The following is a 15,312-nucleotide window of genomic DNA, read 5'->3' as shown; positions in this document are numbered from 1 at the left end:
TTAAAATATGTAGCGGGATTTTGACGGGCTGAAACGATAAGGCTGAAGAGGGTATCAGCCTGAAATGTTAACAAAAATTGCTTTCAAAAGATTATCGACAGCGGATCAGTCGCGCGGCGCGCTGTCCGGTAATTTTCGCGTACTGATAGCCAGCCGGTTATAGGTATTCATCAGGCCAATCGCGATAGTCAGATCAATAATCTCTTTTTCGCTGAACTGAGTAGCCAGTGACGCATATAATGAGTCAGGCGCGCCTTGCGTTGCGATTAATGTCAGGCTTTCGGCCCACGCCAGCGCTGCTTTCTCTTTTGCGCTGAACAGCGTGCCCGACTCATGCCACACCTGCGTCAGCACGATTTTATCCCAGCTTAAGCCCGCTTTGTGCAGCGCTTTAGTGTGCATATCGATACAGTATGCACAGCCGTTAATCTGTGAAACGCGCAGGAACACCAATTCGACCAGCTCATGCGCAAGGCCGCTTTGCGAGACATAGCTGTAAACCACGCCGAGTGCCTTCATGCCTGCCGGTGCAACCTGAGAAAAATCAATACGTTCGCTCATTATATCTCTCCTGCCATCATTAATGTTGGGTTAGCCTTGTGGCGTTGATGAGTATTCTCTTCTCTGTGATGGAATAGAAAAAGTGCCAGGAACTGATAAAAATAGTGGTCCATTCAGAATCAGCGTCAATCGCGATGCGCGTAGCGGATTAACCGAGCAGATTCGCAGTGCCATTACTCAGGCGATCGGTGAAGGACGATTAAAACCGGGGGCGCGAATGCCGTCCTGCCGCGACCTTGCCGCGCAGCTTGGCGTTGCGCGTGGCACTGTGCGAAGCGCCTACGATATGCTGGCTGACAGTCAGCTGCTGGAAGCGAAAGGTGCGGCCGGAACCTTTATTACCCAATATCCGCCGATCACAATTTCAAACTCCGTGCCATCCGTGGCACTGACGCCACTGCCGGATATCGTCTGTGACTATGATACGCCGCCACTGACCTTTCAGATGGGCGTACCGGCAACTGATGCCTTTCCGGCCAGCGTCTGGTCACGTATTCTGCAACGCCATGCACGTAGTAGTGCCACCCAGCCAGTCTGTTATCCCGATCCGCGTGGTAGCCTGGCACTGCGTCAGGAACTGGTGGCGTACCTGGCGATGTCGCGTGGCGTTAACTGTCAGGCAGCGCAAATCATTATTACTAACGGCTACGCCGGTGCGCTGGGGCTGGTCTGTCTGGCAATGGGTTTTCGTGACGCTCAGGCGTGGATTGAGGAACCGGGCTACTTACTGGCCTGTAAGGCGCTGGGATTAGTCGGTATTGAGCCGGTGCCGATTGCGGTTGATGAGCAGGGCATCAGGGTAAGTGAAGGGATACAGCGTGCGCCTGCCGCCAGCTTCGCGCTGGTGACTGCCGGGCAGCAGTCACCACTGGGTATGGCACTGTCGCCGGAGCGTCGCAGTGAGCTGTTGGCATGGGCACAGGAAAATCACCGCTGGATTATTGAAGATGACTACTTAGGCGAGTTGCAGCTTAGCAGCCGCGCGGCTCCGGCGCTGGCTTCAAGAGACAGCGCCGGGCGGGTCATCCATATCGGCACGTTCAGCAAAACGCTCAGTCCCGCGCTGCGCCTCGGTTTTGTCGTCGTCCCGCTGGCGCTGGCTGCGCGCTTTGGTGATATCGCGGCGGCAATGGCTCCGGCATCGGGTGCTGTATCGCATAACGCGGTGGCGGAGTTTCTGCGTGAGGGTCACTTTTTACGCCATTTGCGCCGCATGAAGCGCCTCTATGCCGAGCGAATGGAGAAAATGATGCAGGCGCTGCAACCGCATTTTCCCCAGCTCCGGCGCGGCGGGCTGGCGGTTATCGTGCAGCTACCGGCGGGAATCGCCGACCGTATCATTGCTCGTGAAGCGCTGGCCTGGGGTATGGCTCCCTCGCCGCTGTCAGCATGGTTTCAGCGTGATGAGCTGCGCCAGTATGGCCTGATATTAGGGGTGACCAATATGCCAGGCGACGGCTTTGAACAGTGCGCGCAAAAACTGCGCCAGTTAGTTGACGCACATTTGCCGGTGGTTACTTCTCCAGGGTCTGATTGACGCGCTGCAACATCCAGGGATAGAACGGATTGGATGAGATACGCATCAGCATATCAAGGCTGACAATCAGCACCGAGCGTTCGCCGCGCGGCGTCAGGCTGCCAAAACTGACGCCAAATTCTTCTGGTTTGTCCGGGTAGCGGCCATACAGCGAGTCGCTAAGTGGGAACGGCAGCGAGACGTGCGACAGTGAATAGATATCCGTCGGATATTTCACCCCCAGCGGCTCGGTCACCGAGACGGTTTCACCGGCCAGCGTGCGTATAGCGACAGCTTCACTGCTGGTGTGGGAGGCGCTGGTGATCAGTGTAGTAGTGTAACGCCTTGGAGGGGGCGGTAGTAAGTGTTCACTTGCATGCAGTGAGCTGCTGCGCATTAACGGTGACAGGCGTACCGACTGATTGACATCAAATAACACCAGTTCGCTGCCGTTAGCCGGTAACTGATTGTATAACGCATTGATTACCGCAGGCGTACTGACGGTGGCATCCGCTACCGACTGGAAGGTCAGTACCGGAGGCAGTCGGTTTAAGCCATCAGCGCGCGCAAAATCGAGAATTTCCTTCTGTAGCGCACGGGTTAACAAATAAGACTGCCGCGCAGCTTTTACCGGAAATGAATTGTATTTAAATGGATTAAACTCCGGCAGGATGCCGAGCCACGCGGTGCGGGCAAATGCCGGTAACAGTGAAGGCAGCCCGGCCAGTCCGGCATAACGGGCATAGCCGCTGACGCCAATCATTGGTGAAATCAGAACCAAACGCTGCGGTATCACCAGCCGTGGATCATCCAGCGCGTCCAGCGCATATTTCATTGCCAGCGCACCGCCATTGGAAAATCCCATAATATGCAGTGGAGCATCGGCCGGAACCCGCTGGCGGGCTTCACGCACTGCCAGCCGCGTGGCCGCCATCCAGTCTTCCCAGTTGACGCGCGTCAGTCCGCCCGGCACGGTGCCGTGTCCTGGCAGACGAATAGCGACAGCAACAAAGCCGTGCTGCTGATAATTTTCCGCAAAATGACGCAGGCTGTAAGGCGAGTCCGTCAGGCCGTGCAGCAACACTACCGCACCGCGTGGTTTTCCTTCTGGCAGCAAGATATAAGAACGGTTCCAGTCATGGGCAAAGCCGGGTGGATAAACCGGACTTTTCGCGGCGTAGCGATTGAACGTTTCCGGCTGATCGTCACTGAGTTTGTCAGTGACGTTGGCTTTTACTGCGGCAAAAACACGGTTTTCATTTTCTGCCCACGTAGCCCAGTTGGCTCTGTCCATCGCGCTGGCGCTCAGCTCTTCCGGTACATAGGTGTGCCACAGCTCAAGATCTGGCCCGCGCTCTGTCACGGTAATACGTATTGCCAGCAGCACAATTGCCACGATGACAAACGAAATGATTGCGCGTTTCAGCCAGGTCCTGGTCCGTTTTAACATCGTGATTTTGTGCCTTTAGCGATTAAATTTTAAAGTACCGGCGATAAATATAGCGGATAACAAAATACTCAATAGCGCCTAATAACAGAAACCACAGGCAAAATACCAGCGTGTACAGCTGGCCAATATCCTGCAAATGGAAGGTTGCCATCAGCGATTTAGTCAGCTGCACGCCAAACCACGGTGCCGGCAGCAGCAGGGCTGACAGAAAACCGAGCATCAGGATGCCCATTGGGATCAGAAAGGTTTCAAAGGTGCTTTTCATGCGTTCAGACTTGTTCGCTAAAGTGAACCGGCATTGTCAGATAATATTCCTTCAGATTCAATATTCATGCCCGTGCCAGCAGGCTGCGCATCTTCTCAGGCATTTCCAAAGATAACGCTTTGATCTGTATAGGGCCAGCGTCGTCTGGCCCACAGAATTCAGCAACGGGCAAGTTAGCCTGCGTTAAAATGTATAGCCAAGGCTATACTCAAATCCATGATTTTATTGTCTTTTTATCTGAACCACTGCGTGATAGCATGCGCGCTCTTTTGGAAAGTTCGCACAATTTTGACGAAAAGCAGACTTTTAATTTCGTCAGCACGCAGTCGGTATAACAACAATGAACGTTTACGCCACACTGATTCTTGCATTTGCTATGTCAATGGATGCTTTTGCCGCTGCATTGGGTAAAGGCGCCGCGCTGCACCGCCCGACGCTGAAAGAAGCGATTCGTACCGGGCTGATTTTTGGCACGGTTGAAGCTTTAACGCCGTTGATCGGCTGGGCCATCGGCCTTGCGGCCAGCCAGTATATTATGGCGTGGGATCACTGGGTGGCTTTCACCCTGTTGTTTATTCTCGGTGCGCGGATGATCGTTGAAGGTTTTCGCCGCCCGCAGCACGAAGAGCATCAACAGCCACAGCGCCACGGCTTTTTACTGCTGGTCACCACTGCGATAGCGACCAGCATCGACGCCATGGCAGTTGGTGTGGGTCTGGCATTCCTGCAGGTCAATATTGTGGCAACCGCACTGACCATTGGTGCTATGACGGCTTTGATGGCGGCAAGCGGGATTTTGTTAGGCCGCTTTATTGGCCCGGTAATGGGAAAATGGGCTGAAGTGGTCGGGGGTGTGGTGCTGATTGGTATTGGCTGTAGCATTCTGGTGGAACATTTAGAGCTGCTGGGCTAAGTGCGCTTAAAACGTCTTATCTCACTGAAATGGCATGATTTTCTTCCGCAATCGGCGACGAAACTTCATCCCTGATTAAATAAGTATTGCGGGCAGACGTGCTGCCCGCAATAAGCTTTATCACGACTTATTTTTGCAGCGCATTCAGCTCAGTGCGTGCCTGTTTCAGCTCCTGCTGAATTTCACTCACATCAGACTGCTTTTCGGCTAACTTGCGTTGGTATTTAGCGATTTTTTGGCTATCACCTTTGGCTTTCGCGGTGCTCAGGTCTGCTTCAACCTCAGCAACATCATCATTTTTTTCAGCCAGCTTTTTCTCCAGCTTATTCACGTCTTGCTGCGCGTCAGCCAGCACGCTTGCAGGAGTGCAGTGCGCTTTCACTTCCGCCAGCGCTTTTTTCAGTCCGGCGACTTTATAGGTATTGCCATATTGTTCAGCGATGCTGATCTCTTTTTCCAGAGCTGCGCTTTTCGCGGAACAGCTTTCTGCTGCATGCGCAGAGGCGAACATACCAACTGAAGCCACAACGGCCAGAACGGATACTAATTTTTTCATCATCTTTTTCCTTAATTGATGAGTCGCCGGAGCCAAATGCTACGGCAAGTTTTGCAGGCTGAAGAGTCGTGCAGATGCGCTCTCATTTTTTTGAAAAACATTCCCTGCGAGCAGGCATGGATGGTGGTGGGCGCAAGCTGATAAGTCAACACTAATCAAGTGGTCATTAACGTTGAATCTGGCTGTTCAGGTAAGATTTTGTGATCTACTTCAAATAAATTTGCCTGAAAAACGTGCGGATTGTATAATTTTTTGCGTTATTAAACAAAATTTGAACCAGGTAGCACCATGAAAAAATTCTTTAAATATGTATTTCGCACCTACGTTGAAGCTTATAAGCACGTACCGCCGGGCGCACTGCACTGAGTTTTCATCCCGAAACCGGTCAGCAAAGAACCCTCGATAGCCACGGTTAAGGATCGACCGATGGTTATCAAACCTCTGCTTTTCTCCCTGTAAATTCTCTCTTCTTGCTATTTTTCCCTTATCAGGCAATGTATTAGTTAAACCAGTCTGGCTATCCCTACAGGCGATTTAACCGGAGATGATGATGAGTCAACACGTTGCTGCTCTGCTGATTATTGATATGCAAAATGGTTTGGTAAATGGTGAAAAGACGCCCTGGGCCAGAGAAAGCTTACTTAATAATATTAATAAGCTGATCGCTAAAGCGCGCGAAAGCCAGCAAACCATTATCTTTGTGCAGCATACCGGGCCGGATGGAACGATTCTGGCGCAAGGCAGCGAGATGTGGCAGATCGCGCCCGAATTGCAGCGGGAAGAGCACGACAGCTATCTGACCAAAACGCGGCCAAGTTGTTTTTACCAGACGTCGTTAATGAGCCTGCTGGCAGAGAAAGGTATCAAAAAGCTGATAGTGTCGGGAATGCAGACGGATTACTGTGTCGATACCACCTGTCGTGCTGGCCGCGATCTGGGTCTGGACACCGTGTTGGTCAGTGATGCTCACAGTACTTTCGCTAATGGTGTGCAGAGCGCTGAGCAAATCGTGGCTCACCACAATAAGCTGCTTTCGGGTCCATTTGTTACTTTACTGACAAGCGATGAAGTGAGCTTTAAGCGCTGATGAAAGCTGGCGACAGTGCTGCCGCCAGCCGGTTACAAACTCAGAGTTTCGTATCGATAATCGGGTCGCGAACGACAAACAGGTAGGACATCGCACCCAGCACCGTGACGCAGGCACAGATGGTCAGTGCCAGACTGAACGAGTTAGTGGTGTCAAGGATCCAGCCGGTGACTACCGGGGCGAATGAGGCAAAGACAAAGCTGGCAAAGTTCTGGATGCCACCGACTGACGCGGTCATCCGCGAGTTAACCGCCACGTGAATCAGGCCCCAGCAGGAGGTGCCGGCAAAGTGGATGCAGAAGAGCGCCATACCAATTAACACCACCGCACTGCCGGTGTTGTCGGCGCGCACCACCACCGCAGTAAAGGCGGCAGAGAACAGCATACCGGCGACAATACAGATTTTGCGGGTTTTCAGCGGTTCCATGCCTTTGCGCACCAGCGCATCGACGACAAAACCATTCAGCAACATACCAGCAGCGCCAAACAGGAAAGGAATCGCGGACAACAGGCCGGTGCTTTTTAAGTCGAGGTTATACGTGGTTTGCAGATAACCCGGTAACCAGGCCAGATACAGCCAGGCAGTGTAGTTAATGCCGCTGAAGCCAATCATCATCCCCCACATGGTGCGGTTTCTGAACAGTCCACGCCACTCGCGAAAACTCAACGGTTCTTTGCTGGCGCGGACGCTGCCCGCCTCCAGATAATTAATCTCTTCCCTGGTCAGAGTGCTGTTATCGCGGTTGCGATACAGCATGTACCAGCCCACCGCGAGGAACATCCCCAGTATCCCGATAGTGACAAACATGCCGCGCCAGCCCATTACCAGCATCATTGCCGCAAGGATGGGGGGGCTGATCGCCAGGCCGACGGTAGAAGCGGCGTTGAAAATCCCCATCGGCATGCCGCGATCTTTGATATTAAACCAGTCGTTGATCACTTTAACGCCACACGGGTTCATCGGCGCTTCACCAATACCCAGCCCGATGCGCACCAGAATAAATTGGGTGAAGTTATGTACCAGCCCGGACAGCGCCTGGAAAAATGACCAGACAAACATGCCGATACCCAGCATGATGCGCGGCCCTTTGCGGTCCAGCAGCGCGCCGCAGGGCAGCTGAGCAATGCCGTAGGCCAGTGAGAAAGCAGACAGCAGAAAGCCAATTTCAGTGGCGCTCAGGCCCAGCTCACCGCGAATCGTCATATTTGCGACCGACAGTGAACTGCGGTCGAGATAGTTGATGATGGCCGCAAGGAACAACAATATCATTGCGGTGGTCTGAATCTTTTTGATCCGTGGCGATCGTAAAATCGCGCCGCGAGCAGGCACGAAATCAACGGGATCGGCGCCCTTAGCGGTACTGGCTTCGTTACCGGTTACGCTGCGACTATTTTCCATTACTCACTCCCGGAATATGTAGAGTTTTATTATTTTGCATCGGCAACCTCACCAGAGGGTCGGTTGCCAGTCGGGGTTTGGGGATTAACAGATCAGCAGACTAGAGGGCAAAAATTGAGCGTGTTACGAGGTTGTTTCATTTCCGTGCGACAGCTAATGCTTTGCGGTTTTTTATCGGTACTTAATCGCTTTTTCTGGCGACAGGATGAAAAAAAACGCTGCCGCAGACTCAGTTGTACTGATTAATTGAGCGAATCATCGATTGCTTGGCGGTAGACAGATGGCGATGCAGTTCACAGTGAGCGTCTACGTCATTGCGGCTCAGCATCGCGGTGAGAATCGCCATATGTTCTTCCAGCGCAACGATATTGCGTGATTTTAAATCGCTTTCATCCCACTGATAATGTGAATGAAAAATGACCGATATAATTTCAAGAGACTGATTGAAGAAGGGATTATTTGCCGCTGACAGAATCAGTGAGTGCATCTCTTTATCCAGCTGGGCAAACATGCGGTAACTGCTGGCAATGGTATCGCGCATCTGGCGATGGCGATCGAGCAGATCTCTGGCCTGCATCCAGCGTCCGTCATCGCCAGGCAGATTCATAAAGCGATTAAGCGCGTGCGTTTCCAGCATTTCGCGCAGCTCAAACAGTTTTTCCGCGTAGTTTTGATCGAATTTTTTCATATGCCAGTAGCCGCGCCGCACCTGTTCAATCAGGTCATAGCGGCAGAAGCGCAGTAAAAACTCCCTTACCACCACCGGGCTGACCTTTACCGACTGTGCCAGCTTAATTTCCGAAAACGTGTCGCCCGCTTTCAGCTGGCGCTGATTAATCATCTGGAAAAAAGCCTGTTCAAACAGTGTGGTCTGTTTATCCACCGGTGGATAAAGCTCGCTAAAACCGTCCTGCTCATTGGGCTGACGGGCAATCAGATAGCATCCGGCAACGTTCTCCAGCACGCCACATTGCTCAAAATGCGCCAGCGTATGGCGCACGGTGGTCCGGCTGATATTAAACATTTCGGCCAGTGCCGCCTGCGGGGGCAGCGGTGAACGGATATGCCGATGCACCATGGCGTCAATCATCTGATTGATCACGTTCTGACGAAGTTCCAGCGATCGGCTCATGGTGTCTCCCGGTTTTTTTAAGCTATTAAAAACCACATGAAGACCAAAAAATCAGTCGACGGTCACAGTTCTGCACTGATGAAATTTCCGCGTCGTTTTTTTACGCCATAACAGCGCACAGACAACAGGAGATTAGCCATGACGATGATGAACACGCTGGTATGCCCGGAACCGAGAAAAATGGTTTATCAGCAGGTTGAGAAACCGACCCCGAAAGCGAATGAAGCGCTGATCAAAATCATCGCCGCAGGAATTTGCGGCACCGATATTCATGCCTGGGCAGGAAATCAGCCGTTTTTCAGCTATCCACGCGTACTCGGTCATGAGCTGTGCGGCGAAGTCGTGGCGCTCGGCAGTGAGGTGAAGCATCTGCATATTGGTCAACGCACGGCGCTGATTCCTTATGTGTCCTGTTTACGTTGTGGTGCTTGCCGCAGCGGTAAAACCAACTGCTGCGAAAATATTTCGGTAATTGGTGTTCATCAGGATGGGGGGTTTGGCGACTATCTCAGCGTGCCTGCGGCGAATCTGCTGGCGGTTGACGATCTACCGGCGGAAACCGCGGCGTTGATCGAGCCTTTTGCTATCAGTGCCCACGCGGTGCGCCGCGCCGGATTGCAGCCGGATGAAGATCTGCTGGTGGTGGGTGCCGGGCCGATTGGCCTGGGTGTGGCGGCGATAGCCAAAGCGTCAGGAGCGAATGTCATCGTCGCCGACACCAGCGAGTTTCGTCGTCAGCATGTTACCGACACGCTTGGTTTACCGGTGCTGAACCCGCTCGACGCGGATTTCGAAATGGCACTGCGTCAGCATTGCTCCGGCATGCTGGCCGCGAAAGTGATAGATGCTACCGGTAGTCCACAGGCGATGAACAACACCATCAGCCTGATTCGGCATGGTGGCACGATTGTGTTTGTCGGGCTGTTTAAAGGCGATTTGCAGTTCTCTGATCCGGAGTTCCACAAGAAAGAGACCACAATGATGGGCAGCCGCAATGCCACGCTGGAGGATTTTACCCGGGTCAGACAATTGATGGGCGAAGGTAAAATCACCGCCGGTATGATGTTGAATCAGCACTTCGAATTTGCCAGTCTGGCTGACGTGTTTGAGGAGCAGGTGATTAATAACCGGCAGTTAATTAAGGCTGTGATTCACTTCTGAAGCCGCGTTTAAGCCTCGCGATACTTCAGTTTATCGGCCTCGGTAATTTCACGCATCACCCGGCAGGGATTACCGGCGGCCAGCACATTTGGCGGCAGGTCTTTAGTCACTACGCTGCCGGCGGCAATTACGCAGCCATCGCCAATCGTCACGCCCGGCATCACTGAGACGGCTGCGCCAATCCACACATTATTGCCGATAGTGATAGGAAAAGCGTATTCCAGCCCTTGATTACGGCGCCCGGCATCCAGCGGATGCCCGGCGGTATACAGACCGACGTTCGGCGCGATAAACGCGTTATCCCCAATAGTGACTTTCGCGCCATCGAGGATCACCAGATTCATATTGGCGTAGAAGTTTTCACCGACTTCGATATTAAAACCGTAATCACAATAAAATGGCGGTTCAAACAGGAAGTTTTCACCGGTCTTTCCCAGCAGGGATCGCAGCAGCGCCGTGCGCCCGGCACCGTCACGCGGATGCGTATGGTTGTAGTCAAATAACTTCGCTTTCGCTTCTTCGCGCTGACGCAAAACTTCTGCATCGTAATTAGCGTCGTACAGCAATCCCGCAGCGGCTTTTTCCATCTCTTTCATGAGTGAAACCTGGTTTTCAGCTGAGTAATGCTTCACAGTTTAGTTTTAGTTACACCCAGCGCAACTATACTCTCTGGCAGACAGATTTGAGGATGTTTCAATGATGATTAAATCTTTGCTGGCGGTAGTGGTAGGGGGCTCGGTAGGCTGCGTAATACGCTGGCTGATTTCAGTGCGCTTTAATCCGTTATTTCCCAATCTGCCGCCGGGAACGCTGATCGTTAATCTGGTGGGCGGGTTTATTATCGGTATGGCGCTGGCGTATTTTATTAAAAATCCGCAGCTTGATCCGGCATGGAAATTATTAATCGTGACCGGCTTATGCGGCGGCATGACCACTTTTTCAAGCTTTTCGGCAGAAATTATGACGCTGTTGCAAAGCGGTAATTATCTGTGGGCAATGCTCAGTGTTATGACCCATGTCATTGGTTCGGTGCTGATGGCGTTTGCCGGGTTTGCAGTGATCACGATGCTTTAAATAGCCGTTTTAATGGGGCGACGTTCTCGCCGCCCGTCATTTCAGATTTATTTCAGACAGTCAGCAATAAACTGAGCGGCGGTTTGTGCGCCCTCGGCGGAAATAGAGTGGCCGGTTGTTGGTTCAATCTGGGTTTTCACCTGCACGCCTGCAGCGATCAGCCGTAGCGCGGCAGATTCACTTTCCGCCCATGGAATCACCGTATCAGCCTGACCGTGAATCAGTAGTGCTGGCGTCTGCTTCGTCGGCGTCAAGGGTTCAGGTGAAGCCAGTCGCCCGGAAAATGCCACCACGGCGGCGACCGGCCAGCGTCCGGTTACCAGCGCATCCAGCGCCATAATCGATCCCTGTGAAAAACCGACCAGCACTACGCGGTGCAGTTGCTCACTCATCTGATGGGCTTCAAGAATGCTCTGTAGTTTAGCGTCAAAGGCTTCACGCGCCTCAGCCACCCGCGCCGGACGATTCTGTTCGGTAATGCCGTTCAGGCTAAACCATTGGTAACCGCCACCATGCTCAAAGTGAAACGGTGCATCAGGTGAAGCAAAGATCGCGCCGGGTAATGCCGGTGACCAGTGGTTGCCTAAACCCGCCAGATCGTCGCCGTTACTGCCGACACCGTGCAGCATAATGATTAAACTTCTTTCCATCTCTACTCCTGAATACGAATTTCTTCACTTCACGCTTGAAGAAGAAGTCAGTGACTCAACATAATTACGCCGTTCATCGTCCAGATCAACTGACAGCGCCAGCGGCGATTAATCCGCTTTACGATAAGGCAGAGCGTCGCGCGCCTCAACGATCCAGTCGGCAACCCCGGCACGCTCCTGCCGGAGAAAATCATCCACCGCCGCACGTAAACCGGGATGACACAGATGATGCCATGAGCGGGTTAACGTGGGCTCAAATCCTCTGATTAGCTTATGCTCGCCCTGCGCACCGGCGTCAAAATGGCTGAGCCCGGCGGCGATGGCATATTCCATCCCCTGATAAAAACAGGTCTCAAAATGTAGCCGATCGAACTCGGCTATCGATCCCCAGTAGCGGCCATAAAAAGTGCTGCCGCTGACCAGGCTGAAGGCCATTGCCAGCGGTTGTCCGCGCAGTTGTGCCAGCACCACGCGGATATTCTCCGGCATCCGCTGCGCCAGCAGGCTGAAAAATTCTCGCGTCAGATAGGGACGTTGCCCGCGCACCGCATAAGTATTGGCATAGCAGGTGTAGATAAAATCCCATTGATTTTCCGTCACCTGCGCACCTTCCAGCCAGATAAATTCAATGCCGGATGCCGCCACCTGCTGGCGCTCTTTACGCAGTTGTTTACGTTTGCGCGACAGTAAACTGTCGAGGAAATCCTGGAAGTCGCGGTAACCGCGATTATGCCAGTGATACTGGCAGCCATGGCGTTCCAGCCAGTCTGGCTGGGCCGCCAACAGGCCGTCAGCTTGCGCATCGGTAAAATTGATATGTGCGCCTGACAGACCGTGGCGTAACAGATAGTCGGGCAGCTGCGCCAGCAGCTGGCTGGCCGCCCCCGCATCACCCAGAACTCTGGCTCCTGTCACCGGACTGAACGGAATCGCTCCCAGCCATTTCGGATAGTAAGCAATACCAGCACGGTGGCAGGCGTCGGCCCAGCCATGATCGAAAACGTATTCACCGCGCGAGTGGCTTTTACGATAGCCGGGAATCGCCGCGCGCAGCGAGCCCTGCTGATACCACAGCAGATGTTCAGGCTGCCAGCCGCTGTGCTGATTCAGGCAACCGCTTTCTTCCAGCGTCGAGAGAAAAGCGTGGCGCAGAAACGGATTATCATCCGGCAGCAGCGCGTCCCATTCGGCGGCGGGCAGTGCTGACAATGAGGTCAGGCGAGTGACAGACATCAACAGGCTCCGTGGGCGTGAAAAGTCGAGTGTAATGCAAGTCGGCAGTGGCTGTCCGGGATAATCAGCGCCCGGAAGGGGTTAAAAACAAGCCCTCAGTCCATAAAGTCCATAATTGAAATATTTAAGTCACTTGTAATTTGTGACATTCATTCCGGCTATTAACTTGTTAAGTTGCTTATTTGTCGGGTTTGATTCTACTCTCAGCGCAAGAGTAGCCGGGTGTTTCTCTGCCGACACTCCCGATATAAATGAAACGTAAGTTCCAAAAATAGTGATTACGATAGATTTTCATCTGCCTCGCGGAGAATCATAATGAAATTTGCCCAAAAATTACTGCTGGCTGCTGCACTCAGTTGTTCCGGTTCGGCCGTTGCCGAAACCATCGGTGTCTCTATGGCCTATTTTGATCAGAACTTCCTGACTATTATTCGCCAGTCGATTGATAAAGAAGCAAAAGCGCGCGGGCTGGAGGTGCAGTTTGAGGATGCGCGCGGCGATGTCGGTCGCCAGACCGATCAGGTGCAGAGTTTTATCAGTGCTGGGGTTGACGCGATTATTGTCGATCCGGTGAATTCGGCGGGTACGCCAGCGATAACCAAACTGGTACAGCAGGCAAATATTCCCCTGGTGTATGTCAACCGCACGCCCGGTGATGTGAAACTCCCTGCCGGTGTCGTGTTTGTCGGTTCGGATGAGAAAGAGTCCGGCAAAATGCAGATGGAAGCGCTGGCGAAGCTGGCAAATTATCAGGGCAACGTGGCGATTATGATCGGCAATCTGACCGACGCCGGAGCGGTGCAGCGCACCAAAGATGTTGAGCAGGTCGTGGCGAAGTACCCGAAAATGAAGGTGGTGCTAAAACAAACCGCCAACTATTCGCGTAACGAAGGCATGGATCTAATGCTTAACTGGCTGACCAACGGTGAGCAGATCGATATTGTGGCCGCCAACAATGATGAAATGGCGATTGGCGCGATTATGGCGTTGCAACAGGCGAAAAAGACCGACGCTAAAATTTTGGTTGGCGGCATCGACGCCACGCCGGATGGCCTGAAGGCGCTGGCTTCCGGCAAAATGCAGGTGACGGTATTTCAGGACGCGGTTGGTCAGGGTAAAGTCTCAGTGGATGTTGCCCAGCGTCTGATTAAAGGCGAAAAACTCGAGCCTTACTACTGGATTCCGTTTGAGCTGGTGACCAAAGAGAATATGCAAAGTTATATCGACAAACAGTAACCAGTTGCGGCCAGCAGAGCATTCTGCTGGCCGTTAGTTCTCATCAGCCTGCATCTGTAATGCCATGGCGCTGGCCGGATCAAATAACGACAGGCTCTCAATCTGATCGAGCAGGATAACCTTACGAAACGCCATCGCCGATTTAGGCTCTGAGATCAGCGTAATATCATGTTTTGCATACCAGGCACTGTAATTATGCTCGACGCAGAGTTCCAGTGATTTACTGTTGCGATAACCGCTCAGCATGGGGATCAGCACCAAATTATTGGCGGTTGAGTTGTCAAAAGAAGCTGTATGGATCATGCCGATGTAAATACGCCGGGACTTCAGCGTTATCCACGCCAGCTCACCCTCTTCCATACACTGATACAGTATTCCTTCCACGCCATTGGCGCGAGTCAGGCGCTTATACAGTCGTTGCCTGCCGCTGCTGCTCAGCCGTGCACTGGGCGCCCAGTTTGAGCGATATAAACAGAACAGTATCGCAAATGACAGCATCACCACCACCGGGGCCTGAATGCCGAGAAAACTCCAGTTCATAAATTCAATCTGGTAATGGTGATGTTCAAAGCCGGAGAACTGTGGCAGCGTGTTAAGCGTGGCCGACACCGTCAGCAATATCAGCCAGGTCAGGCCGGTCGCGATCACACCTTGCAGTACAAAGATGCAGCCGTAAAGCGCCACCAGAAAGTAGACGTCCCAGCCGAAGGAGCGTTTGATTTTAAACCGGGTAGAGAGGTCGCGGCTGGTGTACCAGTAGCCGCACACCATCAGCACCATAAATATCGCGGTACCCATCTCAAGCCCTCTTCAACGTGTTAACGTGCTCGTCAAAATCACGTTGCACCTCTTCGCTAAGGATATTCACCGTAGCGTTGCCATCTTCGTCGATAATGATACGTTCGCCATCGGCAATCGACTCTTCAATATCGCTACGATTTAATACCTGCAATAACTTTTCCGGGCTGGAAAACAGTGAGCGAGCCAGTCTGAACATAGATATCTTCCCTCTTTTGAACGTTAAGTGTAGAGCGTCTGCGGGGAAGGGACAGGAAGATAATTCTGCATTATAGGGTTTA

18 protein-coding genes are annotated in these 15,312 nt (G+C 52.7%); 7 read left to right on the top strand and 11 right to left on the bottom strand.

Annotation, left to right across the window (positions count from 1 at the left end; translation table 11 throughout):
- Nucleotides 1-105 precede the first annotated feature (105 nt).
- On the bottom strand, nucleotides 106-561 hold the full coding sequence (locus ACP3TC_RS21045) for a carboxymuconolactone decarboxylase family protein (protein WP_426817193.1): 456 nt from the start codon (nucleotides 559-561) through the stop codon (nucleotides 106-108).
- A gap of 82 nt (nucleotides 562-643) precedes the next feature.
- On the opposite strand from ACP3TC_RS21045, the gene ACP3TC_RS21040 reads away from it, so the two are divergent.
- Nucleotides 644-2,098, top strand: a complete 1,455-nt coding sequence (locus ACP3TC_RS21040; protein ID WP_426817192.1) for a PLP-dependent aminotransferase family protein — start codon at nucleotides 644-646, stop codon at nucleotides 2,096-2,098.
- Here ACP3TC_RS21040 and ACP3TC_RS21035 read toward each other — a convergent pair.
- Both ACP3TC_RS21035 and ACP3TC_RS21030 read right to left on the bottom strand, forming a co-directional pair.
- Nucleotides 2,076-3,527, bottom strand: a complete 1,452-nt coding sequence (locus ACP3TC_RS21035; protein WP_313854879.1) for an alpha/beta hydrolase — start codon at nucleotides 3,525-3,527, stop codon at nucleotides 2,076-2,078. The two genes, ACP3TC_RS21040 and ACP3TC_RS21035, sit on opposite strands and share 23 nt — an antisense overlap.
- Before the next feature lie 22 nt (nucleotides 3,528-3,549).
- Nucleotides 3,550-3,792, bottom strand: coding sequence for a DUF1158 domain-containing protein (locus ACP3TC_RS21030; protein ID WP_313854880.1), 243 nt, complete (start codon nucleotides 3,790-3,792; stop codon nucleotides 3,550-3,552).
- A 340-nt stretch (nucleotides 3,793-4,132) separates the two neighbouring features.
- Here ACP3TC_RS21030 and mntP point away from each other — a divergent pair, with 340 nt between their 5' ends.
- Nucleotides 4,133-4,705 carry a manganese efflux pump MntP gene (gene mntP, locus ACP3TC_RS21025; RefSeq protein ID WP_426817191.1) on the top strand — a complete coding sequence of 191 codons (573 nt, stop codon included), beginning with the start codon at nucleotides 4,133-4,135 and terminating at the stop codon, nucleotides 4,703-4,705.
- 127 nt (nucleotides 4,706-4,832) lie between these two features.
- Here mntP and ACP3TC_RS21020 read toward each other — a convergent pair whose 3' ends face one another.
- Nucleotides 4,833-5,264, bottom strand: a complete 432-nt coding sequence (locus ACP3TC_RS21020; protein WP_426817190.1) for a DUF1090 domain-containing protein — start codon at nucleotides 5,262-5,264, stop codon at nucleotides 4,833-4,835.
- A gap of 285 nt (nucleotides 5,265-5,549) precedes the next feature.
- Here ACP3TC_RS21020 and azuC point away from each other — a divergent pair, with 285 nt between their 5' ends.
- Together azuC and ACP3TC_RS21010 are read left to right on the top strand one after the other, a co-directional pair.
- Entirely contained in the window at nucleotides 5,550-5,627 is a 78-nt protein-coding gene (azuC, locus tag ACP3TC_RS21015) for a stress response protein AzuC (RefSeq protein WP_390902558.1), read from the top strand.
- Nucleotides 5,628-5,805: 178 nt separating this feature from the next.
- The gene (locus ACP3TC_RS21010) at nucleotides 5,806-6,348 is read left to right on the top strand and encodes a cysteine hydrolase family protein (protein WP_426817189.1); all 543 of its coding nucleotides are present in this window, start codon (nucleotides 5,806-5,808) and stop codon (nucleotides 6,346-6,348) included.
- 40 nt (nucleotides 6,349-6,388) lie between these two features.
- Here ACP3TC_RS21010 and ACP3TC_RS21005 read toward each other — a convergent pair whose 3' ends face one another.
- Both ACP3TC_RS21005 and ACP3TC_RS21000 read right to left on the bottom strand, forming a co-directional pair.
- Nucleotides 6,389-7,747: an MFS transporter gene (locus ACP3TC_RS21005; RefSeq protein WP_426817188.1), complete on the bottom strand. Its 1,359-nt coding sequence runs from the start codon at nucleotides 7,745-7,747 to the stop codon at nucleotides 6,389-6,391.
- Nucleotides 7,748-7,976: 229 nt separating this feature from the next.
- Nucleotides 7,977-8,879: a GntR family transcriptional regulator gene (locus tag ACP3TC_RS21000; protein ID WP_313854888.1), complete on the bottom strand. Its 903-nt coding sequence runs from the start codon at nucleotides 8,877-8,879 to the stop codon at nucleotides 7,977-7,979.
- Nucleotides 8,880-9,017: 138 nt separating this feature from the next.
- Here ACP3TC_RS21000 and ACP3TC_RS20995 point away from each other — a divergent pair, with 138 nt between their 5' ends.
- Nucleotides 9,018-10,040: a zinc-binding alcohol dehydrogenase family protein gene (locus ACP3TC_RS20995; protein ID WP_313854889.1), complete on the top strand. Its 1,023-nt coding sequence runs from the start codon at nucleotides 9,018-9,020 to the stop codon at nucleotides 10,038-10,040.
- Nucleotides 10,041-10,048: 8 nt separating this feature from the next.
- On the opposite strand, the gene ACP3TC_RS20990 is transcribed toward ACP3TC_RS20995, so the two are convergent.
- On the bottom strand, nucleotides 10,049-10,636 hold the full coding sequence (locus tag ACP3TC_RS20990; RefSeq protein ID WP_313854890.1) for a sugar O-acetyltransferase: 588 nt from the start codon (nucleotides 10,634-10,636) through the stop codon (nucleotides 10,049-10,051).
- Nucleotides 10,637-10,739: 103 nt separating this feature from the next.
- Here ACP3TC_RS20990 and crcB point away from each other — a divergent pair, with 103 nt between their 5' ends.
- Nucleotides 10,740-11,114 (top strand): fluoride efflux transporter CrcB, encoded by a 375-nt coding sequence (crcB, locus tag ACP3TC_RS20985; protein ID WP_426818308.1) that lies wholly within the window; start codon nucleotides 10,740-10,742, stop codon nucleotides 11,112-11,114.
- 47 nt (nucleotides 11,115-11,161) lie between these two features.
- On the opposite strand, the gene ACP3TC_RS20980 is transcribed toward crcB, so the two are convergent.
- Both ACP3TC_RS20980 and ACP3TC_RS20975 read right to left on the bottom strand, forming a co-directional pair.
- Nucleotides 11,162-11,764 (bottom strand): alpha/beta hydrolase, encoded by a 603-nt coding sequence (locus ACP3TC_RS20980; RefSeq protein WP_313854892.1) that lies wholly within the window; start codon nucleotides 11,762-11,764, stop codon nucleotides 11,162-11,164.
- Nucleotides 11,765-11,872: 108 nt separating this feature from the next.
- Nucleotides 11,873-12,997, bottom strand: a complete 1,125-nt coding sequence (locus tag ACP3TC_RS20975) for a GNAT family N-acetyltransferase (RefSeq protein ID WP_426817187.1) — start codon at nucleotides 12,995-12,997, stop codon at nucleotides 11,873-11,875.
- A 315-nt stretch (nucleotides 12,998-13,312) separates the two neighbouring features.
- Here ACP3TC_RS20975 and ACP3TC_RS20970 point away from each other — a divergent pair, with 315 nt between their 5' ends.
- A complete protein-coding gene (locus ACP3TC_RS20970) occupies nucleotides 13,313-14,233 on the top strand; it encodes a sugar ABC transporter substrate-binding protein (RefSeq protein WP_426817186.1) in 921 nt (306 codons plus the stop codon).
- Between the two features lie 33 nt (nucleotides 14,234-14,266).
- Here ACP3TC_RS20970 and ACP3TC_RS20965 read toward each other — a convergent pair whose 3' ends face one another.
- Together ACP3TC_RS20965 and ACP3TC_RS20960 are read right to left on the bottom strand one after the other, a co-directional pair.
- Nucleotides 14,267-15,031 carry a hypothetical protein gene (locus ACP3TC_RS20965; protein ID WP_313854895.1) on the bottom strand — a complete coding sequence of 255 codons (765 nt, stop codon included), beginning with the start codon at nucleotides 15,029-15,031 and terminating at the stop codon, nucleotides 14,267-14,269.
- Between the two features lies 1 nt (nucleotide 15,032).
- Entirely contained in the window at nucleotides 15,033-15,230 is a 198-nt protein-coding gene (locus ACP3TC_RS20960) for a hypothetical protein (protein WP_313854896.1), read from the bottom strand.
- Between the last annotated feature and the right edge of the window lie 82 nt (nucleotides 15,231-15,312).

Origin of the sequence: Winslowiella sp. 2C04, assembly GCF_050037805.1 — a bacterium.
Taxonomy (GTDB): domain Bacteria; phylum Pseudomonadota; class Gammaproteobacteria; order Enterobacterales; family Enterobacteriaceae; genus Erwinia; species Erwinia toletana_A.
Note: the sequence above shows the minus strand (reverse complement) of the source record. Positions and strands in the feature narration are given on the sequence as shown.